General features: G+C 42.5%; 25 protein-coding genes, 1 pseudogene, 1 riboswitch and 1 other annotated feature. Of the genes and pseudogenes, 23 read left to right on the top strand and 3 right to left on the bottom strand.

Features of this window, described 5'->3' with window-relative positions:
* Positions 1-93 precede the first annotated feature (93 nt).
* The 17 genes from MHH31_RS12605 to pheA all read left to right on the top strand — a co-directional run bounded on the left by MHH31_RS12605 (position 94) and on the right by pheA (position 13125).
* Positions 94-1110 carry an SPOR domain-containing protein gene (locus MHH31_RS12605; protein ID WP_342494859.1) on the top strand — a complete coding sequence of 339 codons (1017 nt, stop codon included), beginning with the start codon at positions 94-96 and terminating at the stop codon, positions 1108-1110.
* A gap of 177 nt (positions 1111-1287) precedes the next feature.
* Positions 1288-1857 carry a Maf family protein gene (locus tag MHH31_RS12600; protein ID WP_007501543.1) on the top strand — a complete coding sequence of 190 codons (570 nt, stop codon included), beginning with the start codon at positions 1288-1290 and terminating at the stop codon, positions 1855-1857.
* Between the two features lie 48 nt (positions 1858-1905).
* Positions 1906-2580: a DNA repair protein RadC gene (gene radC, locus MHH31_RS12595; RefSeq protein WP_026050121.1), complete on the top strand. Its 675-nt coding sequence runs from the start codon at positions 1906-1908 to the stop codon at positions 2578-2580.
* Positions 2581-2670: 90 nt separating this feature from the next.
* A complete protein-coding gene (locus MHH31_RS12590) occupies positions 2671-3690 on the top strand; it encodes a rod shape-determining protein (protein WP_007501538.1) in 1020 nt (339 codons plus the stop codon).
* A 27-nt stretch (positions 3691-3717) separates the two neighbouring features.
* On the top strand, positions 3718-4617 hold the full coding sequence (gene mreC, locus MHH31_RS12585) for a rod shape-determining protein MreC (RefSeq protein WP_007501536.1): 900 nt from the start codon (positions 3718-3720) through the stop codon (positions 4615-4617).
* On the top strand, positions 4614-5132 hold the full coding sequence (gene mreD / locus MHH31_RS12580) for a rod shape-determining protein MreD (RefSeq protein WP_008342803.1): 519 nt from the start codon (positions 4614-4616) through the stop codon (positions 5130-5132). The genes mreC and mreD overlap by 4 nt, the downstream gene beginning before the upstream one ends.
* 54 nt (positions 5133-5186) lie before the next feature.
* A complete protein-coding gene (minC, locus tag MHH31_RS12575; RefSeq protein ID WP_007501533.1) occupies positions 5187-5870 on the top strand; it encodes a septum site-determining protein MinC in 684 nt (227 codons plus the stop codon).
* 2 nt (positions 5871-5872) lie between these two features.
* On the top strand, positions 5873-6676 hold the full coding sequence (gene minD / locus MHH31_RS12570) for a septum site-determining protein MinD (RefSeq protein WP_017358134.1): 804 nt from the start codon (positions 5873-5875) through the stop codon (positions 6674-6676).
* A gap of 109 nt (positions 6677-6785) precedes the next feature.
* Positions 6786-7577: a M23 family metallopeptidase gene (locus MHH31_RS12565; protein ID WP_342494858.1), complete on the top strand. Its 792-nt coding sequence runs from the start codon at positions 6786-6788 to the stop codon at positions 7575-7577.
* The gene (locus MHH31_RS12560; RefSeq protein ID WP_342494857.1) at positions 7570-8439 is read left to right on the top strand and encodes a M50 family metallopeptidase; all 870 of its coding nucleotides are present in this window, start codon (positions 7570-7572) and stop codon (positions 8437-8439) included. The genes MHH31_RS12565 and MHH31_RS12560 overlap by 8 nt, the downstream gene beginning before the upstream one ends.
* Before the next feature lie 66 nt (positions 8440-8505).
* Positions 8506-8579, top strand: a sequence feature (ribosomal protein L21 leader region).
* A gap of 12 nt (positions 8580-8591) precedes the next feature.
* A complete protein-coding gene (gene rplU / locus MHH31_RS12555) occupies positions 8592-8900 on the top strand; it encodes a 50S ribosomal protein L21 (protein ID WP_003216781.1) in 309 nt (102 codons plus the stop codon).
* 14 nt (positions 8901-8914) lie between these two features.
* Positions 8915-9253 (top strand): ribosomal-processing cysteine protease Prp, encoded by a 339-nt coding sequence (locus MHH31_RS12550; RefSeq protein WP_007501524.1) that lies wholly within the window; start codon positions 8915-8917, stop codon positions 9251-9253.
* Between the two features lie 12 nt (positions 9254-9265).
* Positions 9266-9550 (top strand): 50S ribosomal protein L27, encoded by a 285-nt coding sequence (rpmA, locus tag MHH31_RS12545; protein WP_003216586.1) that lies wholly within the window; start codon positions 9266-9268, stop codon positions 9548-9550.
* 277 nt (positions 9551-9827) lie between these two features.
* Positions 9828-10421 (top strand): sporulation initiation phosphotransferase B, encoded by a 594-nt coding sequence (locus tag MHH31_RS12540; RefSeq protein WP_342494856.1) that lies wholly within the window; start codon positions 9828-9830, stop codon positions 10419-10421.
* Between the two features lie 21 nt (positions 10422-10442).
* Positions 10443-11729, top strand: coding sequence for a GTPase ObgE (obgE, locus tag MHH31_RS12535; protein ID WP_007501521.1), 1287 nt, complete (start codon positions 10443-10445; stop codon positions 11727-11729).
* 55 nt (positions 11730-11784) lie between these two features.
* A complete protein-coding gene (locus MHH31_RS12530) occupies positions 11785-12228 on the top strand; it encodes an ACT domain-containing protein (protein ID WP_008342790.1) in 444 nt (147 codons plus the stop codon).
* 18 nt (positions 12229-12246) lie between these two features.
* Entirely contained in the window at positions 12247-13125 is an 879-nt protein-coding gene (gene pheA, locus MHH31_RS12525) for a prephenate dehydratase (RefSeq protein ID WP_039167032.1), read from the top strand.
* Positions 13126-13149: 24 nt separating this feature from the next.
* On the opposite strand, the gene MHH31_RS12520 is transcribed toward pheA, so the two are convergent.
* Both MHH31_RS12520 and MHH31_RS12515 read right to left on the bottom strand, forming a co-directional pair.
* Positions 13150-13689, bottom strand: coding sequence for a transcription repressor NadR (locus MHH31_RS12520; RefSeq protein ID WP_024718395.1), 540 nt, complete (start codon positions 13687-13689; stop codon positions 13150-13152).
* Positions 13690-13692: 3 nt separating this feature from the next.
* Positions 13693-14841: an IscS subfamily cysteine desulfurase gene (locus MHH31_RS12515; RefSeq protein WP_342494855.1), complete on the bottom strand. Its 1149-nt coding sequence runs from the start codon at positions 14839-14841 to the stop codon at positions 13693-13695.
* Between the two features lie 92 nt (positions 14842-14933).
* Here MHH31_RS12515 and nadB point away from each other — a divergent pair, with 92 nt between their 5' ends.
* The 5 genes from nadB to MHH31_RS12490 all read left to right on the top strand — a co-directional run bounded on the left by nadB (position 14934) and on the right by MHH31_RS12490 (position 20528).
* The gene (gene nadB / locus MHH31_RS12510; RefSeq protein WP_342494854.1) at positions 14934-16505 is read left to right on the top strand and encodes an L-aspartate oxidase; all 1572 of its coding nucleotides are present in this window, start codon (positions 14934-14936) and stop codon (positions 16503-16505) included.
* Positions 16487-17350 carry a carboxylating nicotinate-nucleotide diphosphorylase gene (nadC, locus tag MHH31_RS12505; RefSeq protein WP_017367720.1) on the top strand — a complete coding sequence of 288 codons (864 nt, stop codon included), beginning with the start codon at positions 16487-16489 and terminating at the stop codon, positions 17348-17350. Before nadB ends, nadC begins: the two co-directional genes overlap by 19 nt.
* On the top strand, positions 17337-18446 hold the full coding sequence (nadA, locus tag MHH31_RS12500) for a quinolinate synthase NadA (protein WP_047947110.1): 1110 nt from the start codon (positions 17337-17339) through the stop codon (positions 18444-18446). Before nadC ends, nadA begins: the two co-directional genes overlap by 14 nt.
* A 131-nt stretch (positions 18447-18577) precedes the next feature.
* The gene (safA, locus tag MHH31_RS12495; protein WP_342494853.1) at positions 18578-19774 is read left to right on the top strand and encodes a SafA/ExsA family spore coat assembly protein; all 1197 of its coding nucleotides are present in this window, start codon (positions 18578-18580) and stop codon (positions 19772-19774) included.
* Between the two features lie 133 nt (positions 19775-19907).
* Complete coding sequence (locus MHH31_RS12490) at positions 19908-20528, top strand: YhcN/YlaJ family sporulation lipoprotein (RefSeq protein ID WP_017367717.1); 621 nt, start codon at positions 19908-19910, stop codon at positions 20526-20528.
* Positions 20529-20574: 46 nt separating this feature from the next.
* On the opposite strand, the pseudogene MHH31_RS12485 reads toward MHH31_RS12490, so the two are convergent.
* A pseudogene (locus tag MHH31_RS12485) lies at positions 20575-21207 on the bottom strand (LysE family transporter).
* A 238-nt stretch (positions 21208-21445) separates the two neighbouring features.
* Positions 21446-21555, top strand: a riboswitch (TPP riboswitch).
* Between the two features lie 126 nt (positions 21556-21681).
* Between MHH31_RS12485 and thiC the strand changes: the two are divergent.
* Positions 21682-23442, top strand: a complete 1761-nt coding sequence (thiC, locus tag MHH31_RS12480) for a phosphomethylpyrimidine synthase ThiC (RefSeq protein WP_342494852.1) — start codon at positions 21682-21684, stop codon at positions 23440-23442.
* Positions 23443-23459 lie beyond the last annotated feature (17 nt).

Below are 23459 nucleotides of genomic sequence, written 5' to 3'. Positions count from 1 at the left end.
TTAAAGTGTGAAACAGAAAGAAGGACGGGTTACATTCGCGCTATTTCATTGGACAGAAAGGTCTTTCTTACAAACAATGTCAGAAAGCGGGGAATGACAGTGAAAAAAAGGCAGGCAAAAAAACAAGGGTTAAAGGTCAATATTAATGGCAAGGAAGAAATGCTGCATGAAGAAGAGCATCAGCCTCAAAAACAGCAAGAGGATCAAGTGACGTTTTCGAACTGGGAGGAAAAGAGGCAGTCGGAACAGGAGACAGCCGCTTCCGGGGAAGAACCGTCTAAACCGAAAGAAGAAGATTTTCAATGGGACGATGCAGCTGATCACATTTACCATTCGGATCCAAAGGTCGTCACACCTTATCAAAAGAAAAAAGGTTCTTTTGAACAGAAGTTCAGTAAAAACCGCGGTCCCTTCAAACGAGTGATGACAACGATTGTGTTTGCAGTCGTTCTAGGGACAGGCCTCGGTGTATTTGCACTAAGTTTAAGTAAAGATGAATCTGCCAATTCATCAGGAGGCGATCATATCAGCGTCTCAGCATCTGGAAGCGGGCCTTCGGCGAAAGCTGGGGGAGATGCACCACCGGCTGATCTTGCAGATACGTCAAAGGACAATGAAGGTGAAAAAAGTGCATCAGGTCATTTTTCAACCTTTGTGGTGCAGGCTGGAAAGTTTTCTTCTGAAAAAGGAGCAGATGACTTAGTTGACAGTTTAAAAGAGGCAGGATATGCAGGTAAAAAGGTATCAATGGATGATGGCTATTATGTTATTGCCGGACTTGCCACAGAACAAGGCATGACAAGTGCCGTTGGGAAAAAATTGATCGATCAGCATTTTGAAGCATGGGGAGGAAAAGAGCTCTCATTTCAAGTGCCGGATGAGCTGACAGGTTTAATAGAGAAGGCATCTGTCTTATCCTCTAAGGTGATTGCAGGAGAAGATGTGGATCAAAAAGAAGTCACTCAGTTGATTTCTGAGCTTGAAAATGCCAAAACAACCGATGCACCAGCCAAAAGCAGTTTGCTGAAAGCTGTACAGCTTTTAAATGACCCATCTGCTGAAAATGGCTGGAAATCTCAGCAAGCGCTATTAGATCAACTAAATACGTAAAATCATGTTTTTAACAGCCAAACTAGTCTAAAAATGACTAGTTTTTTTCTTTTGCTTCCAACATAATGATGTAGGAACATGAAAATGGCATTTTCGTTAATTGTCGGTAAGATGTTCATTTGATAGGATGAATGGGTATCTTACTTCTTAGGCTAACCCCTGAAAGGATGAACAAACATGAACCAGTTAATACTCGCATCTCAATCACCTAGAAGAAAAGAATTGCTTGATTTAGCAGGGTTTTCTTATGACATTCAAGCAAGTGATTTAAAAGAAGAAATAAATCGAAACCTTTCTCCTGCTGAGAACGTCCAATGGTTGGCAGAACAAAAAGCAAATGATATTCAAAAAATACATCCCAAAGCTGTGATCATTGGTGCAGATACAATTGTTGCAATTGATGGCAAATGTCTTGGAAAGCCAAAAGACAAGGAAGATGCAGCCTCAATGCTTCAATTATTGTCAGGTAAGACACATCAAGTCTTGACTGGTGTCACGATTCAATCAGAGAATAGAAAAGAAACATTTTATGAACAGACAGACGTGACATTTTGGCCGCTTACACAAGATGAAATAGACCGCTATATTGAAACCGGTGAGCCTCTTGATAAAGCTGGAAGCTACGGCATTCAAGGAAAAGGTGCACTGTTTGTACAAAAAATAGACGGTGATTATTTTTCCGTTGTAGGACTCCCTATTGCTAAAACAGTCAGAGTGCTTGAAACATTTGGTATCACCCCTTTTTGATGACGGGAAGGAATCAAAAAAGGAGTGTAGATCTTGAATCATTTCCCTATGCTGCTGAAGCATTTTCCTCATGATGAAAAGCCGCGCGAACGATTTGTCAAATATGGACCAAGCAGCTTATCAAACCATGAACTTGTCGCGATTCTTTTGAGAACAGGCACAAAAAAGGAATCAGTTCTTCAAGTGTCCGCAAGACTTTTGCAAACATTTGGTGGTCTTCGTTCTGTGAAGGAAGCTTCGATTGAAGAATTGTCAAAGATTCGAGGAGTTGGAAAAGCGAAGGCGATCTCTCTTTTAGCTGCTTTAGAACTCGGCACTAGATTACACCATCAAACGACGGACAATCGTTATGTGATCCGCACGCCGGAAGATGGTGCGAATTTTGTGATGGAAGATATGAGATTTTTGACGCAGGAGAATTTCGTTTGTCTTTATCTCAATACCAAAAATCAAGTTCTTCATAAACATACTGTGTTTATCGGAAGTCTAAATTCGTCGATTGTTCACCCGCGTGAAATTTTTAAAGAGGCCTTTAAACGTTCGGCCGCTTCATTTATATGTGTGCACAACCATCCATCTGGAGATCCGACGCCCAGCAGGGAAGATATTGAAGTCACACAGCGACTTTTTGAATGTGGAAAGCTGATTGGAATACAGCTGCTTGATCATCTAGTGATCGGTGATCAAAAATTTGTGAGTTTGAAGGAAAAAGGGTATTTGTAACACTTTTTTTTTCAATGTTTTACGATATAATAGAGTTTATGAGTTTTTCCCTAAAGGGAATTTTGGTTTAAGAAAGGAAGATACATACATATGTTTGGAATTGGTACAAAAGACCTTGGAATAGATCTTGGAACAGCGAATACGCTTGTTTTTATTAAAGGAAAAGGCATTGTTGTGAGAGAACCTTCGGTCGTAGCTTTGGAAACTGATACGAAGTCTATAGTGGCGGTTGGAAATGACGCTAGAAACATGATAGGTCGTACACCTGGTAATGTTGTGGCACTGCGCCCAATGAAAGACGGAGTCATTGCAGACTACGAGACGACAGCAACAATGATGAAATATTACATTAATCAAGCATTAAAAGGTAAAGGGCTTTTTGCTCGTAAACCGTACGTGATGGTGTGTGTACCATCTGGTATTACAGCAGTAGAAGAGCGTGCAGTCATTGATGCAACAAGACAAGCTGGTGCTCGTGACGCATACCCTATTGAAGAGCCATTTGCTGCGGCAATCGGTGCTAACCTTCCTGTATGGGAGCCAACTGGAAGCATGGTTGTAGATATTGGCGGCGGTACAACAGAAGTAGCCATTATTTCACTTGGCGGTATTGTGACATCTCAATCGATCCGTGTTGCAGGAGACGAAATGGATGATGCGATCAGCAGCTACATTCGTAAAACGTATAATCTTATGATTGGTGATCGCACCTCAGAAGCGATTAAAATGGAAATCGGTTCTGCGCAGCCTGACGTACATGATGAGATGGACATTCGCGGCCGTGACCTTTTAACAGGTCTGCCAAAAACGATCTCTATTACGGCAGAAGAAATTGCAAAAGCGCTTCGCGATACGGTGGAAACAATTGTCGATGCGGTCAAAATGACACTTGAAAAAACGCCACCTGAGCTGGCAGCAGATATTATGGACCGTGGAATCGTTTTAACAGGCGGTGGTGCATTGCTGCGTAATCTTGACAAAGTCATTAGTGATGAAACAAAAATGCCTGTCATTATTGCTGAAGATCCGCTTGACTGTGTGGCGATCGGAACAGGGAAAGCACTAGAACATATTCACTTGTTCAAAGGAAAATCTAAAGATAATCGATAATTGGGCGTAAATAAAGAGGTGTAAGACATGCCGCAGTTTTTTATGAATAAAAGATTAATGTTGCTCCTTGTCTGTGTCATCGTACTGGTGGCCATGATTGGTTTTTCAGTGAAAAGCGGCAGAGGTGCTTCATGGCCGGAAAAATTAGTGGGGGATACGACAGGCTTTTTTCAAGGTGTCTTTCATAAACCATCACAATTTATTGCCGGTATTTATGGGAACGTACAAGATTTAAAGAACACATATGATGAAAACGAGCGTCTTCGAAAAAAACTTGATGGACAAACCCAATATGAGGCGAAACTTCAAGAACTAGAAGATGAGAACAAAAAGCTTCGCAAGCAGCTCGGATATGTGAACTCTATTCGTGACTACACGCCCATTCTTTCAACAGTCATTGCGAGAAACCCGTCCCTTTGGGATAGTTTTGTCATGATTGATAAAGGGAAAAAACAAGGCGTTGAAAAAGATATGGCGGTCACCAATGAGAGTGGTGCGTTAATTGGGAAAATTGAAAGTGATAAGCTCAACAATTTTACGTCGACTGTAAGGTTGCTAAGCTCTACAGATCAAAATAATAGAATTTCAACGAAAATTTTTGCGAAAAAGGGCAAAGAAGAACTCAATGGAATTATTAACGGTTATGACAGCAAGAAAAAAATGCTGACAATGAACATTTTAAAATCCGATGCTGATGGGGATGTCAAAAAAGGAGATCTTGTTGAAACATCTGGAGCAGGGGGCGTATTCCCGCAGGGCTTGACGATTGGAAAGGTAAGCGAAATTGAGCCGGACCATTACGGACTGACAAAAATTATTTATGTAGAACCAGCTGCTGAACTCAATAATTTAGACCGCGTGATTGTTGTGAATCGCAGCACAAGTACGGCAGATGCATCTCAATTAACGAAGGAGGAAGGCTCGTGAAACGTGTCCTTCTTGCTTTCGTCATGTTGTTTATTTTCGTATTTGACAGTATTTTTGTCGATTTAGTGAAGCTCCCATTTGTTTCAGACAATCAAATTTTAGCACCTCATTTCATCTTACTCGCACTTGTATTTATGACAGCTTTTGTGAATCAAAAATATGGTGTGATTTATGGATTTATCTTTGGACTTTTATATGATATTTCGTATACAGGTATTCTTGGTGTTCATATGTTTGGCTTTGGTGCGCTCTGCTATTTGTTAGCAAAAGCCTTCAAAGTTCTCCAAACGAATATGTTAGTCGTTGTCTTTCTATCGATGATTGCTGTTGCAGTGATGGAGTTTTATGTTTACGGCGTTCAAGCGACGATTCAACCAGGTATTATGCCTTTTAATACGTATGTCATCGAACGCTTTATTCCAACGATTCTTTTAAATACTGCTGCGTCTCTCATACTTGTTGTGCCGCTTAGGCTCTTTTTCATCAATGTGAAACAAGGACTGATCGACGAATAAAAGCAGGAGTTTGTCCAATTACGGCGAAATGAGTATGTTGTTGAGGTGAGCATCTTGAAAACTCAAAAACAGCAGTATGTGACAATAAAAGGTACAAAAAACGGATTAACATTACAGTTAAATGATGACTGTTCGTTTGAAGACCTTCTTTCTGGCTTGCGAGAGGTTCTTTTACTTGAGCAATATACAGATGGAAGAGAAGGACATAAAGTCAATGTGCATATTAAACTTGGTTTTCGATATTTAACAGAGGATCAAGAGGCGCGTTTAACTGAAGCGGTGTCTGAAAATGAACATCTCGTCATTCACTCTATTGAAAGTGACGTCATGTCAACTGAAGAGGCGAGACGTTTAAAAGCAGAGGCTGAGATTACTTCTGTAGCAAAAATTGTACGCTCTGGACAGGTGCTTTATGTCGAAGGGGATCTTTTATTAATAGGAGATGTCAACCCTGGCGGAACCATTCGTGCAGGGGGGAATATTTTTGTGCTCGGTGCATTAAAAGGTGTAGCGCATGCTGGATGTAATGGAAACAAACAAGCTGTGATTGCGGCATCTCATATGATTCCAACCCAGCTTCGCATCGCACAGGTGTTTAACCGTGCACCGGATCAAAAAGAAGATGGAAATGAAATGGAATGTGCTTATTTAGATATAGATGGCAATATGATCATTGAACGCCTGCAGCAATTGGCTCATATAAGACCTAATCTGACAAGGCTTGAGGGAGGAATGTGAAATTGGGCGAGGCTATTGTGATTACCTCAGGAAAAGGCGGCGTTGGCAAAACAACAACATCTGCAAACTTAGGCACAGCACTAGCAATTCAAGGAAAAAAAGTGTGTCTAGTTGATACCGACATCGGCCTTCGGAATTTAGATGTCGTGATGGGGCTTGAAAACCGCATTATTTATGATCTAGTCGATGTAGTAGAAGGAAGATGCAAGATTCACCAAGCGCTTGTGAAGGATAAGCGGTTCGAGGATCTGTTGTATCTTTTACCTGCTGCTCAAACAAGCGATAAAACGGCGGTAGAGCCGGAGCAGATCAAAGAATTAATTCAATCATTGAAACAAGACTTTGATTATGTTGTCATTGATTGCCCTGCTGGAATTGAGCAAGGCTTTAAAAATGCTGTATCAGGTGCTGACAAAGCGATTGTGGTCACGACACCTGAAATCTCAGCTGTGAGAGATGCAGACCGAATTATCGGCTTGCTGGAACAAGAGGATATTGAACCGCCTCGTTTGATTGTGAACCGCATTCGTACACACATGGCGAAAAATGGCGATTCGATGGATGTGGATGAAGTTGTCCATCATTTATCAATTGATCTTCTCGGCATTGTAGCCGATGATGATGATGTCATTAAGGCTTCAAACAATGGTGAACCGATTGTCATGGATGCTAAAAATAAAGTTTCCATTGCGTATCGCAATATTGCTCGCCGCGTACTAGGTGAATCTGTTCCTCTTCAATCCTTTGAAGAAGAAAACAAAGGGATGTTTGCAAAGCTGAAAGCATTTTTCGGTGTAAGAGCATAATGATTCACGTGAGATGAGACCGATTCGATGAGAATCGGTCTTTTTGTTGCATATCATATGAGGTCGTCACATAAAATGTACAAACTGTTTGTATGTAAAGGGTGATCTTATGAAAAGAGTGGACGAGTATCGAAAGAAAATAGCGCAGCGCCGCAAAATGAAGCAGCCAGCTGCTGCCCCTAAGAAGGCAGCTTTCAAGAAGAAAGATGATATTCCGCCATGGGTCATGTTAACAGAAGAAGAAAAGCATTCTGGCTCGGCTTCCTACGAGTCAACTTCTCATCAGCCGAAAAAATTTCGCCATCCGTTATTTCATTCAAATACATTTGTGCTTAAATGTTTACTTTCTGCCTCTCTTGTACTGATTGCCGCTATTTCATTTAAAGGGCAGGCGGGGCCTTTTCAGCAGCTGAAGCCGATCATCAGTCAAACCTTTGAGCAAGATTTTCAATTTGCCGCCGCCAATCGGTGGTTTGAAAAGACTGTCGGAAACCCACTTGCCTTTTTAACCGATAAAAAAGAAGGACAAAAGGACGTACAAGCCAATCAAGAGCTGGCTGTCCCTGCCTCTGGAAAAGTGCAGGAATCCTTTACGCAAAATGGTGCCGGAGTGAAAGTTGAAACATCTGCTGAAGCCATCGATAGTATGAAAGAAGGCTATGTCGTAGAAGTGAAAAAGAAAAGTGATACGGGGCTCACAGTCGTGGTGCAGCATGCAGATAACAGCTACAGCTGGTACGGCCAACTAAAAGAAGCTGATGTGGCTTTATACGATTTTGTCGATAAAGGGGAAAAAATTGGTCAAATTGCGCTTGATAAACAAGGCAAGGGGACATATTACTTCGCCATTAAGCAAAATGAACAGTTTATTGATCCCATTCAGGTGATGACCTTTGAATAGATGGCTGCTCATGCTGACAAAGGTCCATGTTCACCCGCTCCTTTGGATAGTCATGGCATTTGCCATGCTATCAGGTCAAATTAAGCCGCTGCTTTGTCTGCTCATCATCGTCTGTGTCCATGAGCTTGGACATGCAGCGGCTGCTTGTTATTATCACTGGCGGATTCGGCGGATTTTTTTACTGCCATTTGGCGGGGCGGTAGAAGTAGAAGAGCATGGGAACCGTCCGCTAAAAGAAGAGTTGGCGGTCATTTTATGCGGACCGCTTCAGCATGTCCCGCTCCAGCTCGTCGCCTGGCTTCTCATGGAAGCCTCACTTATCTCATATGACGTCTTTACGATGTTTACTTTTTATAATGTAGCGATTTTTTTAGTGAACCTTTTGCCCATTTGGCCACTTGATGGCGGGAAATTATTCTTTTTGCTCTTATCTGTTTTTTACCCTTTCCAACAGGCACATGCCCTTGCAATAAAAGGCTCTCTCATTTTTTTCGGTCTTTTGACAGCAGGGTTACTCTGTTTTGCTCCGCTGCAATTCAACGGCTGGATCCTGCTCACTTTTTTAGCCTTCTCGCTTGTGATGGAGCACCGGCAGCGGCATTATATCAGGGTACGTTTTTTACTAGAACGTTATTACGGTAAAAAAGAGCAAAAGGTAGAGAAACTCATTCCGCTGAGAGCCAGTGCTGAGGAGAAAATATATGAAGTGATGGCGCGATTCCAAAGGGGCTGTAAGCATCCCATTATTATCGAACGGAATGGTGTGAAAATGAGCCAGCTCGATGAAAATGAATTGCTCCATGCTTATTTTTCAGATCGAAGAACCACCTCTTCCATGGAAGATCTTCTTTTGCCGTACTAATAGTGAAAATACATTGACATTCAGCGTCTAATTTGATATATTTTTTAATGTTATGGATATGTAGCACCCGTGCTACAACCGCGCGGAGCAGGTGTAAAGTGCCTATTGGCCCCCTGTATTCGGCGAGTCTGAGTTTATTAGGAGGTGCAGAGATGTACGCAATTATCGAAACTGGTGGTAAACAAGTAAAAGTTGAAGAAGGTCAAACTGTTTATGTTGAAAAACTAGCTGCTGAAGCAGGTGAAACAGTTACTTTCGAAAACGTATTGTTTGTCGGCGGAGACACTGTCAAAGTGGGTAACCCTTCAGTTGCTGGAGCAACAGTAACGGCTAAAGTTGAAAAACAAGGTCGCGGTAAGAAAATTACTGTGTTCAAGTACAAACCGAAGAAAAACAACCACAAAAAACAAGGTCATCGTCAACCTTACACTAAAGTTGTTATCGAAAAAATCAACGCTTAAGGCGTGTGAGTGATATGATCAAAGCAACCATTACTCGGTCGCCGGCAGATGAAAGCATTACGTCTTTTCAGATGACTGGACATGCCGAGTTTGCTGAAAAAGGTCAGGATCTCGTTTGTGCAGGTGTATCTGCTGTTGTTTTCGGGTCAGTCAATTCAATTATTGCACTGACAGGAATGGATCCACTGCTTGATATTGGAGATGAAGGCGGGTATTTCTCTTTTGAACTGCCAGCTGATACAGATCCAGTCACCTTTGAAAAAGCCCAGTTGCTTTTAGAAGGCATGGTCGTTTCCTTAGAAACAATTGAACGAGATTATCACGATTATGTGAGAATATCTACAAAAAAATAGGAGGTGAACTTCATGCTTAGATTAGATCTTCAATTTTTCGCATCTAAAAAAGGGGTAGGTTCTACAAAGAACGGACGTGACTCTGAGTCTAAACGTTTAGGCGCTAAACGTGCTGATGGTCAATTCGTAACTGGTGGTTCTATCCTTTATCGTCAACGTGGAACGAAAATCTATCCAGGTGAAAACGTTGGACGCGGAGGCGACGACACTCTTTTCGCTAAAATCGACGGAACAGTTAAATTCGAACGTTTCGGTCGTGACCGTAAAAAAGTGAGCGTATATCCTGCGGCACAATAATTGCTAAAAACTCCGGTCATTGACTGGAGTTTTTTTCACTATTCAGGGAGCTTTTGCGCTTTTTACAAGTAGTACCGAAGATGATAAAAGAAGATGCACTCCATAAATATCAAAGAATGTTTGCTGACTTTGCCTCATTTTCTCCTATACGATCAGAAAAAACAACCTTTCCTCACATAACTAGTGTTTTTCTAAGCTGTCTTCTCTGTTATAATTCAGGGAGACATATTGATGATAAGACTCCTAAAAGAGAGACCAAACGATTGGGAGTGCGATAATGGAAGAGATACCAAGTAAACAAAACGAAAAATTAACTCACGTTGCATTAACGAATGAATTGATCCATTTGCTTAGTCGTTCAAGACACGACTGGATGAATAAATTGCAGTTAATCAAAGGCAACTTGACATTAGAAAAATATGACCGAGTGTTCGAAATAATAGAAGAAATGGTCATTGAAGCACAGCATGAATCCAAACTCTCAAATTTAAAAATTCCCCAATTGGCCTATTACTTTCTAACCTTTAATTGGGAGTCGCATTTTATCACCCTAGAATATGAAGTGCTTGGTGAAACCCGAGACTTATCAGCATATGAATCGCAGCTGCTAACGGTATCACAGGAGTTGTTTTCGATATTCGATCAATCAGTTTGCCAAAAAACTGAAAATCATTTAACGGTCACTTTCCAAACGGATCATGAAGAGAATGATGTGATCTTATATTTTGATTTCAAAGGAAAATTAACAAGTTTGGATGCGTTAAATGCGTTTCATGACGCAAACTATCCATGTATGAGTATAACGCAATTTCATGTGACGAATCACGAGTCCATGATTGAGCTTTGTTTGAGGCAAGAACGAGATATGTGATGCAGAGAAACGGAGGAAGTTATGTTTGTAGATCAGGTTAAAGTGTATGTTAAAGGCGGTGACGGCGGAAACGGTATGGTGGCGTTCCGTCGTGAAAAATATGTGCCAAAAGGCGGGCCAGCAGGCGGCGACGGCGGAAATGGTGCAGATGTAGTATTTGAAGTAGACGAAGGACTTAGAACGTTAATGGACTTTCGTTATAAGCGTCATTTCAAGGCGGACCGCGGTGAGCATGGAATGAGTAAAAACCAGCATGGCCGAAATGCGGAAGAAATGATTGTTAAAGTTCCGCCGGGTACAGTAGTGACAGATGCTGAGACGGAACAAGTACTAGCTGACTTGACAGAGCATGGACAGCGGGCTGTGATTGCCAAAGGTGGACGTGGCGGACGTGGAAATTCACGCTTCGCAACACCAGCAAACCCTGCACCACAGCTGTCTGAAAACGGTGAGCCAGGTAAAGAACGTGACGTCATCTTAGAATTAAAAGTACTTGCAGATGTTGGACTTGTTGGTTTCCCAAGTGTCGGGAAGTCAACGCTGCTTTCGATTGTCTCTTCTGCGAAACCAAAAATTGCGGATTATCATTTTACAACGCTTGTGCCAAACCTCGGAGTTGTTGAAACAGACGATAACCGAAGCTTTGTCATGGCGGATCTGCCAGGACTGATCGAAGGAGCGCACGAAGGTGTTGGCTTAGGTCATCAATTTTTACGCCACATTGAACGTACACGTGTCATTGTCCATGTCATTGATATGTCTGGACTTGAAGGGCGTGACCCATACGAAGATTACGTGACGATCAATGAAGAGCTTGAGCAATACAATATGAGATTGACAGAGCGTCCGCAAATCATTGTAGCGAACAAAATGGACATGCCGGATGCAGCTGACAATCTAGCGGCATTTAAAGAAAAATTAACAGATGACTATAAAGTATTCCCAATTAGTGCGATCACAAGAGAAGGGCTTCGTGAGCTCTTATTTGAAATCGCCAATCAGCTTGAAACAACACCGGAATTCCCGCTCTACAATGAAGAAGAGCTCTCTGATAACCGTGTGATGTACAAGTTTGATGAAGGAGAAGCAGCATTTGAGATCTCAAGAGATCCTGATGGTACGTTTGTCTTAACTGGTAAAGCACTTGAGCGACTGTTTAAGATGACAGATTTCTCAAGAGACGAGTCAGTGAAACGATTCTCTAGACAGCTGCGCGGAATGGGCGTTGATGATGCCCTGCGTGAACGTGGTGCAAAAGATGGAGACATCATTCGTCTGCTTGAATTTGAATTTGAATTTATCGATTGATCAAAAGGAGGGTCCAGTTCATGGGCTCTCCCGTTTTTAAAAGGGGAGAAAACAGGTGAAAGAAGAAACGTTCTATTTAGTAAGAGAGGATGTACTTCCGGATGCGATGCGAAAAACGCTTGAAGTCAAAAAGCTTCTCGATCGCAAAAAAGCGGATTCAGTTGCTGATGCTGTTCAAAAAGCGGATTTAAGCCGCAGTGCTTTTTATAAATATCGAGATGCTGTTTTTCCATTTTATACTATGGTCAAAGAGCAGATCATCACATTGTTTTTCCACCTGGAGGATCGGTCTGGGGCTCTGTCTAGGCTGCTGCAAATTGTGGCTGACTCTGGCTGTAATGTGTTATCCATTCACCAAACGATTCCGCTGCAAGGAAGAGCGAATGTTACCCTGTCGATCAGTACGGCCGGCATGGCAGATGATATCAATACAGTCATGAATCAATTAAGAAAACTTGAATTTGTCGAAAAAGTTGAAATTCTAGGTTCTGGGGCGTAAAAGGAGAGATCATAGCAGATGAAGCAATTAACGGTAGGTTACTTTGGACCAGAGGCCACATTTACTCATTTGGCTGTCTGTTCTTGTTTTCCAAAAGAAGCAGAGCAACGGGCTTATGCAACCATTCCGCAATGTATGGATGCCGTGTCAAAGGGAGAAGTAGATTTGGCGGTCGTTCCACTTGAAAATGCACTCGAAGGATCTGTGAACTTAACGATTGATTATTTAATTCATGAGGACGCTTTGTCCATTGTGGGCGAAATGACAGCACCGATTCGTCAGCACCTGCTTGTCCATCCATCGAGAGCGGAGAGCTGGGAGACATTAGATGTGATTCAGTCACATCCGCACGCCATTGCGCAGTGTCATCAATTTTTGAAGAGGCAGTTCCCTGATATTCCGCATCGGCCAGTGGAATCAACAGGCTATGCAGCAAAATACATCAGTGAGCATCCAGATGAGGCTGTTGGTGCGATTGCGAATGAAATCGCCGCAAAAACGTACGGATTGACGATTGCGAAAAAAGACATTCATGATTATCCGCACAATCATACACGCTTTGTTATTTTACATAAAGAGGCGAAGGCATCGTTCCCAATGAATTCTGGTTTTTCTTCAAAGCCAAAAACAACCATTGTTGTCAGCCTGCCAAAGGATGATCAGTCTGGTGCATTGCACCGCGTGTTATCAGCTTTTTCATGGCGGAATCTCAATTTGTCCAAAATTGAATCGCGTCCGACAAAAACAGGCCTTGGACACTATTTATTTATCATTGATATCGAAAAAGAGATGGATGATGTACTTGTCCCTGGCGCCATTCAAGAATTAGAAGCGATTGGCTGTGAAGTGAAACTACTCGGCAGCTATCAAACATATGAATTAACGAATGAAAAATAGTGTCCTGCAGGGGACACTATTTTTTTAGTCTTTAATGAGAAATCCAGCGTCATCAAGCGCTTGAATGGCTTGGTCAAGCTGCTTTTGGCTGTAGGAAGTAAGGGTATGTAAGTGTACGCCGTCTGTCAGCTCTGATAAGTAGGAGGCGCCTGTATTAGAAATATGATGAACGAAGTCAGCCACTTGTTTGCGCGTACTCACTCGAATAGAGGCCGTTAGCTCCCCGTAGACAGGGTGCTCAATCATCACGTCTTTCACCGTTACACCGTAGTCTACAATCAGTGTCAGCTCCTCTTCTGTACGATGAGGATCGTGCTTGCAAGCGATAATCTGTTCAATTTCAGTTTCCGGTGTATGCTGCGCCATATACACATAGCCTTGGCTTGTGGCAATAATGGGTTCGTTTTTTGCTTTGAGTAATGAAATATCTTGTACAATGACTTGTCGTGAGACAGCGGCTTTTTTGGCTAAAAAACTTCCGGTGAGTGGTGTATCTGTCTCTTTCAGCCACTTTAAAATGGCGTTTCTTCTTTCTTCGCCAATGAGTTTTCTCTCTTGTTCCACGTTTTATGCTCCTTTCTTCTCCTTTTGCAAGCGCTCAAATGTATGCAAAAGCTGATCGATGTCATCCTTTGATGATCCTCGTCCAAATGATAGTCGAATGAATTGAAGGGCATCACGATCTGATACATGTAATGCCTTTACAGCAGGGGAAGGGTGATGATAACCAGAAGCGCATGCACTTCCAGTAGATATACAAATTCCCTGCCGGTTACAAGCTAACATTACATATTGTCCTTCAAACCCTTCAAAAAAACAACCAATAATATGAGGGAGCGTGCGGCGCTGGTCATTTTCTTGCAGCATGCGGACAGGCAGCTGCCTTTTTTTTAGCTGCTGAAGAAAATAATCACGAAGCTGAATATCCAGCTGCTGCTGATGCTCTATTTTCAGCATGATTTGCTCGCTCGCGGCAACAAAAGCACCGATACATGGAACGTTCACTGTCCCTGGGCGTAGACCATTTTCCTGTACAGTATGTTGATATATAGGCTTCCAAGGGACATGTGCTCCCATATAGACAGCACCGGCGCCCTTAGGTGCATACACTTTATGACTCGAAATGGAGAGGGCATCAACCCCAAGTTCTTTAATCGACACATGCATTTTTCCGAATGTCTGCACTGCATCTGTATGAAAAAGAATATCTCTTTCTTTTAAGAGCGTCGCTAATTCAGCTAATGGCTGAATAATCCCAGTTTCTGAGTTGGCATGCTGGATGGATACTAGTCCGGTTTCAGGCAATAGAGCCTGTTTGAGAATCTCTTTTGTGATAATTCCTTCTTGATTCGGTTCCATGACCGTCACCTTCACACCGAGACGCTGCAAGGCATTGACCGCATGATGAACGGAAGGGTGCTCTACTGATGTGGTAATGACATGCTGTTTATGTGGAGGTAGCCCATTTATGATCGATTGAATCGCAAGGATATTGGATTCAGTTCCGCCACTTGTAAAGTAAATACCATCAGGTTCGCCCCCTAGAATCGCTGCAAGTGATTGTCTGCTGTAAGCCAAGATTTCATTTGCTCTTCCTCCTGCATCATGCAGGCTGCTCGCATTTCCGTAACATTCTTTGCTCAAGTGCTGAAATACATGCAGTGATTCCTCAGAAACAGGTGTAGAAGCTGCATAATCTAAATAAATCAAATCCATCCATCTCCTGTGTGAAAATTTTTTCTTGTATTTATTGTAGTGTTGTGTAATGATATGTGTCAAGACAGGTGTAAATGACAGGAGGGGCAATTGTGTCATCTATCAAAAAAGTCATTGTGGTGGGGTCGGGCATTGCGGCTCTTTCCTTTGTGAATACGATCTCAGAGAACTGCCAAGTCATCATGATGACAAAAAAACAATTTTCCTCTAGTAATTCCATGCTCGCACAAGGGGGAATCGCTGCAGCCTTTTCCGCACATGATTCTGTCGATCAGCATGTGCAAGACACTTTAGCTGCGGGGTGTGGTCACAATGATGACAAAACTGTACAGGAGATCGTCCGTCATGGAAAAGATCTTGTAAAGAAGCTCGTAGAAGAGGGCTGCCCATTTGATCGAGATGAAACGGGAATTCCGCAGTTAGGTAAAGAGGGAGCCCATACGACCCATCGTATTCTGCATGCAGGAGGAGATCAAACGGGAAAAACCCTCGTGCAGTTTTTGAAAGGGAAGCTCGGCTCACACATTCATGTATACGAAAATCATCATGTCATGGATCTATTAGTTCATGAAGGGGTATGTACCGGTGTTGTGTGGAAAGACGAAAAAGGTCATGTACATACAATGACCGCAGATGCAGTTGTATTATCCACTGGCGGCTGTGGTTCCTTATATGAAACAAACACAAATGATCCGTCTGTGACAGGAGATGGTCTGATGATGGCCTATCGCGCAGGGGCACAGCTAGTAGATCTCGAATTTTTGCAATTCCATCCGACCCTTTTGACCACTTCAGGTAAAGCGATCGGTCTCGTATCAGAGGCAGTCAGGGGGGAGGGCGCCTATTTAGAAGATGAATCAGGCAGGCGGATCATGAAAGGAATCCACCCGCAGAGCGATTTAGCGCCTAGAGATGTGGTGGCAAGGACTATTTTCCATGAGCAGCAACTCGGTCATTCCATTTATCTGAACATCCGTGATATTCCGCATTTTTCTGCACGTTTTCCTGCGATTGCTTCGATGTGTCAGCGTGCGGGAGTGGATATGGCAAGCGGAAGGCTGCCAGTTTCACCCGGTATGCACTTTTTAATGGGTGGAATTAAGGTGAATGAACATGGAGAAACAACAGTTCCATCACTTTTCGCCATTGGTGAAGCTGCTTGTACAGGTTTACACGGCGCCAATCGACTGGCAAGTAATTCGCTCTTAGAAGGTCTCGTTCTAGGAAACAACGCAGCACGGTATATTGAGCGGTTGCAAACCTGGCAAGATAAAAACCTTGCTCCTTCCATTCAAGAAGTATGGTCTGTCCCAACGGTGTCACTGGCTCAGCTCAGAAAATGGATGACAGCATATGCCGCAATTGTGAGAGATGAGAAAGGCTTACAGACTTTGCTCGATCATTTAGAACAAGTCTCTTTTCAGCAAATCAATGTGAAGAATATCACAAATGAACAGATCGAAATAACTAATCAATGGGCTTTAGCCATATGCCTTGTCAAATCTGCATTACTCCGAACAGAAAGCAGGGGCGGTCATTATCGCACCGATTATCCAAATCGGCACGATGCTTCGTGGCGAGCAAAACAGATTGTACATGAACAGGGCCAAATTTATATCGTAAAAAATGAAAGGATTGGTGCCAAATGGAACGTTTACAGTTAAAGCAAATGCTCACTCATTTTTTAAAAGAAGATATTGGGTTTGGAGATGTATCCGCTGATGCCATCTTTGGAGACAAGAAAGGAACAGCTTACATCATGGCGAAACAATCAGGCGTATTGGCCGGGACGCAAGTCATTGATATGGGATACAAACTGCTGAATGAACAAGTTCAAACTGAGCTGTTCTTCCAGGAAGGTGATTGGATTCATGAAGGGGCTGTACTGGCACAAATAACAGGCCCCGTCAACGACTTGCTGAAAGGGGAGCGGGTGGTGTTGAATATCCTGCAAAGAATGACAGGGATTGCTACACTAACGCATGAAGCAGTAGAGCGATTAGCTGATCCATCTATTACGATTTGTGATACGAGAAAGACGACACCCGGTTTGCGCATGCTGGAGAAGTACGCAGTAAAAGTCGGAGGCGGAAAGAATCATCGTTTCGGCTTATCCGATGGGGTGATGATTAAAGATAATCATATTGCGGCTTGTGGTTCTATCAGGGAAGCTGTGGAGAAAGCAAGAGCATACGCCGGTCATATGGTGAAAATTGAAGTGGAAATTGAATCAGAAGCACAGCTGATGGAAGCCATTGATGCCAAAGCAGATGTCATCATGTTTGACAACTGCTCTCCAGACGAAGTGAAGCGCTTTAAACAAATGACCCCTGAAACCATATTGACAGAGGCATCAGGCGGTATCACGTTGGAGAATGTGGCTAACTACCGGGGGACAGGTGTAGACCTTATTTCACTTGGATTCCTCACACATTCTGCTCCATCATTCGATTTTAGTATGAATATGGAATTCAGCCATAAAGGGGGAACGACTCATGTCCATGCTTGATGTGTTAGCAGCGCAGCATACAGCCATGATGCCAGATGAATATAAACAGCGCTCTTATGATGAAATGAAAGAGAGAGTATTAGAAATTAAACGCGCCTTTGGATCAAAGCTTTTTATACCAGGTCATCATTATCAAAAAGATGAAGTCATCCAATTTGCTGATGTGACAGGTGATTCATTGCAGCTTGCACAAATTGCTGCTGACAATCACGAAGCAGAATACATTGTATTTTGCGGGGTTCATTTTATGGCAGAAACGGCCGATATGCTATCAAAAAAGAATCAGCACGTCTTTTTGCCAGATATGAGAGCAGGTTGTTCAATGGCAGATATGGCGAATATGAAACAAACAGACAGGGCGTGGGATAAGCTCACTGAGCTGTTTGGAGATACGATCCTTCCACTGACTTATGTAAACTCAACGGCTGATATTAAAGCATTTGTCGGCAAACATGGCGGATCGACTGTCACATCTTCAAACGCTAAAAAAGTATTGGAGTGGGCGCTGACCCAAAAAGAGCGGATTCTTTTTCTTCCTGATCAGCATTTAGGGCGTAACACGGCCTATGATTTAGGGATTCCGCTAGAGGAAATGGCTGTCTGGGATCAAATAGAAGAAAAGCTCATCACCGACCAACCGCTTCATCGAATCAAAATGATTTTATGGAAAGGTCATTGCTCTGTTCATGAGAAATTTACCATTGAGAATATTGAACAAACGAGAAAACGAGACCGTGACATACAGATTCTTGTTCATCCAGAGTGTACGCATGAAGTCGTAAAGGCATCTGATCTAGCTGGTTCAACGAAATTTATTATTGATACGATCAAGCAGGCACCAGCAGGAAGCAAGTGGGCCATTGGAACAGAAATGAATTTAGTGAAACGCATCATTGACCAGCACCCTGACAAACAAATCGAATCCCTCAATCCAGATATGTGTCCATGTTTGACAATGAACCGTATTGATCTGCCTCATCTACTATGGTCACTTGAAAGCATTGAAAAAGGAGAGCCAGTCGGTTTGATTCAAGTGAATGAAGAGACGACGAAAGAGGCATTGCTCGCTTTAAATAAGATGCTGACCATTAAATAATGAAGTGTCCCCTCCTATCAGAAAACAAGTTTTTATCATATCGGCTTGTAAATAGGCATAAATTTATGTTGAAACATATTGTACTTCTGACATAACCGCTACGTTCACGTTTTGCATAGGAGGGGAAAACGTTGAAAATTCATATTGTGCAAAAAGGAGACTCCCTTTGGAAAATTTCAAAGAAGTACGGAGTCGACTTTCAAGAATTGAAAAAATTAAATTCGCAGCTCAGTAATCCAGATTTGATCATGCCAGGAATGAAAATCAAAATTCCATCTAGTGGTGTTCCTGTGAAAACCGATCATCACAAAGCAAAAGAAATGCCAAAAGCAAAAGAACACCCGTATGTAAAAGAAAAGCCAAAGGATGTCGTGCAAGTTCAAGATACGAAGCCGAAGGAAAAGCCGAATGAACCGGTACCTTATGTGCCACCAGTACCAAAGATTGAACAGCCAGTTTTTCCACAAGTTGATGTAAATTATTATCAGACGAATCTCTACCAGCCATTCACGCCTCCTCCCAAAAAAGAACATCATGAGAAAAAAGATCACGTTCATGAAAAGAAAGATCATGTTCATGAGAAAAAGGATCATAAAGATCACAAGGACCATTTTCATCATGAAAATAAGGATCATTTCAAAGATGAAGTGGCAAAGGGATATGATCCATTCATTCATATCCCACATCAAAAAGAGGAGGGAAAAGATATGGAACATAGTAATTACCCAAACCTTCCTAATTTCCCGCAAATGCCGAATGTTGGAGGGGCAGCAGTAGGGGGCATGGCTGAAAATAAAGAGCATCACCACCATCATCAAGAGTCATATGATCCTTATTATGGTTATGGTCATTACATGCCAGCAATGTATCCATATCCGCAGCAAATGGTACCCGCTTCTCCTATTTTACCGGGATCAGGCCTTTGTTATCCGGTACAGCCGTATTATCACCATCACATGATGCCGTACCCTTACCCGGCGGCTCAGCCGTATTATCCTGCGTATCAAGCACCGGCTTATTACGGTGAACATCATGAGCATCATGCAAACGATGGGCATCACTGGCACCACCATATGCATCCAAATGCAAATGCAAATGCAAATGCCAATGCCAATCAAGGCTTTTATCCAAACGCTCCAAATGAAGCATATGGCAAGGAAGACTGCGGATGCGATGATGGTATGAAGCATCATCAACCTTGGCCTGGACATTATCCAAACCCTGTTCCATATGGTCAAATGGGTGCTTATCCAGCACAGCCTTATATGCAGCAGCCTTATCAAAACCCATCTGTTTTTGCAAGACCAGAAGAAGACGAAAAAGATTAATGACACAAGGGACGATCTCAATCGTTCCTTTTTTTGTTTATAACTGACAGCTTGTTTTTGTCCTCAACTGTACATGCTAAAACAGAGCCTGTTTTGCGCTCATGAGATTCAATTTGTACAGGGGGTTTTTCGTTTGAGACAAAAATGGCAAAAAACAATCGCCTTAGTGCTTCTACCTATTGGATTAACGGCATGTGGTACAAATAACAATGCGGGTGTAGATACACGTCATAATCAATCAGGTCAGCCAGTTGGATACCACTCCAATCAACAGGCAACAGACAACAACCAAGATCATCAAGGACCGGTTTCTGAGCTTATGGAGGGAATGAACGGAAGAAATACAACGAATGTTGATTATCGTTCACGCCCTACACAGGATCAAGTGAGAATGCCGCTGACTGGTGGAGATGGACGCTACAGTCATGGAGATATGAACTATCATAACCAAATGTCGTTCTCTGGCTACGATAAACAAGAGAACATCCAGCGTTCAAGAAAAATCGCCAACCGAGTGAACAAAATGAACCATGTGACAGACTCACAAGTCATGGTGACGGATGAAAATGTGTATATTGCTCTTAAAACAGATGGGCGCTTGACATCAGAGGGTGTATCACAAGTAGAAGAAGCAGCGACTCGTTATGCAGATGGTAGAGCTGTCCAAGTCATTAAAGACGAAGGCGCATTTACACGCTTCAGAGATATGAGAAAAACGCAATTTGAAACAGGTCAGACAGGCATGACCCGATAGGCTGGAATAAAAAAGGCTAAAGTTCATGACGAACTTTAGCCTTTCTTTAAAAATAAACTTTGATCCCGATATAAAATTCATAAAAGAAATAACAGCCAAATCCAAGTAATAAAATACCGGCAATAATGGATGTCCACTTAATCATGGTTCGGTTCATCACTTTTTTTGTTAGGGAAACAATCGTGAGAAGACCGATGTCATGAAGAAGAATCCCTGCCAAAATACCCGCAGCAGCCAATATAAATTCAGATGAATTTGTATTCGTATAAGCATCTGCCAGTACAGCACCAAACACAGATACTCAGAACACAAGGTTTCCAGGGGATACCGCGACGAGCAGCCCATTTCGGTATGTTTTAGCGAATGATTTATTCACTTTTTCTCCTGCTAAATGGATGTCTTGATCCGCATTTTTAATCGAATCGTAGGCAAGAATCATTAAAAAGATGGCACCGATCAGCCAGAGCGGAATTTGGATAAAGGGCAAAGATAAAAATTGAGCAAATCCAGCATATAAAGCCAAGATGAGCAATATATCGATGGTCATACCACCAGCGCCTACAGTTAATCCATGAAAGAATCCGTTTTTTAATCCCTGCTTTGTCATTTCAACCGTGATCGCTCCAACAGGTAGAGCAATTGAGAATCCAACGACGATAAATGTAAGAAATGTTTGCAATCGACTAGAACTTCCTTTGAATCATGTTTGTATAAAAATTCTCCGTTTAGATTAATTATACATAATAGGAGAAAAGGATCAATGATTATTTCTGATTTAATCGAAATGAGAGAGATAGATCGTGTATAGAAAGATGTATATCGTGAAGATCATGTATTCATTGTAGAGGAAAGGAACTATTTTCCTGAAACTTCTTTTTTTCATTTCTCAGCTATGCTACACTGTTGTGGAAATCAATATAAGTGACTAGGGGTGCCCGGAAATGAGGGCTGAGAGAGAAGACAAGCTTCTTAACCCTTTGGACCTGATCTGGCTCGTACCAGCGTGGGGAAGTTGAAGATGATACATGTGCCATATGAATGGCATACATGTTTTTTTCTGACGACGAAACCAGGTTCTCTACATAGAATCTGGTTTTTTGCTGGTGCTGATTCCATCCTGACCGGTCACACGAAAAGAAGGAGAGAACAGCAAATGAATGAAAAGACAAATGTTCCATCAACGCAATCTTTATTATCAAATTTTGAAGGCAGTCGAAAGGTATATGAACAAGGCTCAAGACCTGACATTTTGGTGCCAAAAAGAGAAATTGTGCTCACAAATACAGTGACACAAACAGGAGATATCCAAAATGAACCGATTCGTGTGTACGATACAAGTGGGCCGTATACAGATGAGGAGGCTCATATTGATGTCACAAAGGGATTAAAGCGCCTGAGATCAGCATGGATTAAAGAAAGAGAAGATACTGAAATCTATGAAGGGCGTCAAGTAAAGCCAGAAGATAATGGATATCGCTTGAATGGGAAAGAATCCTTTCAAGCTGCCCATACAGATTTTCATCATGTGCCGCTCCGCGGGAAACAAGGTGCTTGTGTGACGCAAATGCATTATGCAAAAAAGGGGATCATTACGCCTGAAATGGAGTTTATCGCTTTGAGAGAACAGCTAAGTCCTGAGTTTGTTAGAGAGGAAGTGGCTAGTGGAAGAGCGGTCATTCCAGCGAATATCAACCATCCTGAAAGTGAGCCGATGATCATCGGGAAGAATTTTCACGTGAAAATTAATGCGAATATTGGCAATTCAGCTGTGACGTCGTCCATTGAAGAAGAGGTGGAGAAGATGACATGGGCAATTAGATGGGGGGCAGATACGATGATGGACCTGTCTACAGGAAAGGATATTCATACAACGAGAGAATGGATTATCCGCAATTGCCCAGTCCCAGTAGGAACTGTCCCGATTTATCAGGCACTTGAAAAAGTGAATGGAATCGCAGAAAATTTGACGTGGGAAGTATACCGAGACACATTAATTGAACAGGCAGAGCAAGGGGTTGACTACTTCACCATTCATGCGGGCGTCCTCTTAAGGTATATTCCGCTCACAGTCGACCGGGTCACAGGAATTGTTTCAAGAGGCGGAGCCATTATGGCAAGATGGTGTCTCGCTCATCATCAAGAGAACTTTCTGTATACCCATTTTGAAGAAATTTGTGAAATCATGAAAACATATGACATTGCCTTTTCGCTTGGGGACGGGCTCAGACCTGGATCCATTGCGGACGCAAATGACGAAGCGCAGTTTGCAGAGCTGGAAACGTTAGGGGAATTGACAGAGATCGCTTGGAAACATGATGTACAGGTCATGATTGAAGGACCTGGTCATGTTCCAATGGATAAAATCAAAGAGAATGTCGATAAGCAGATGGAAATATGCAAAGAGGCACCTTTTTATACGTTAGGTCCTCTAACAACAGATATTGCACCGGGATATGATCATATTACATCCGCGATCGGTGCGGCGATGATTGGCTGGTACGGAACCGCCATGCTGTGCTATGTGACACCAAAAGAGCATTTAGGTCTGCCGAACAAAGAAGATGTAAGAGAAGGCGTCATCGCCTATAAAATTGCCGCACATGCAGCTGATGTAGCAAAAGGGCATCCTGCTGCTCAAAAGCGTGATGATGCCTTATCGAAAGCGAGATTTGAATTCAGATGGCGTGATCAATTTCACCTGTCACTTGACCCAGAACGAGCGTTGGCATTCCATGATGAAACATTGCCTGCTGAAGGTGCTAAAACCGCTCATTTCTGTTCCATGTGTGGACCAAAGTTTTGCAGTATGAAAATTTCCCATGACATCCGCAACCAATCAGAAGAAGTGAAAAGAGAGATGGAGAAGAAGGCAAAAGAGTTTATCAATCAAGGCAGCCAAATCTATCAATCCTAAAAAAAACCTCGCACTCC

The organism is Bacillus sp. FSL K6-1033, from assembly GCF_038630765.1.
Taxonomy (GTDB): domain Bacteria; phylum Bacillota; class Bacilli; order Bacillales; family Bacillaceae; genus Bacillus; species Bacillus altitudinis.
The sequence above is the reverse complement of the archived record's forward strand: the minus strand, read 5'-3'. Positions and strand labels throughout refer to the sequence as shown.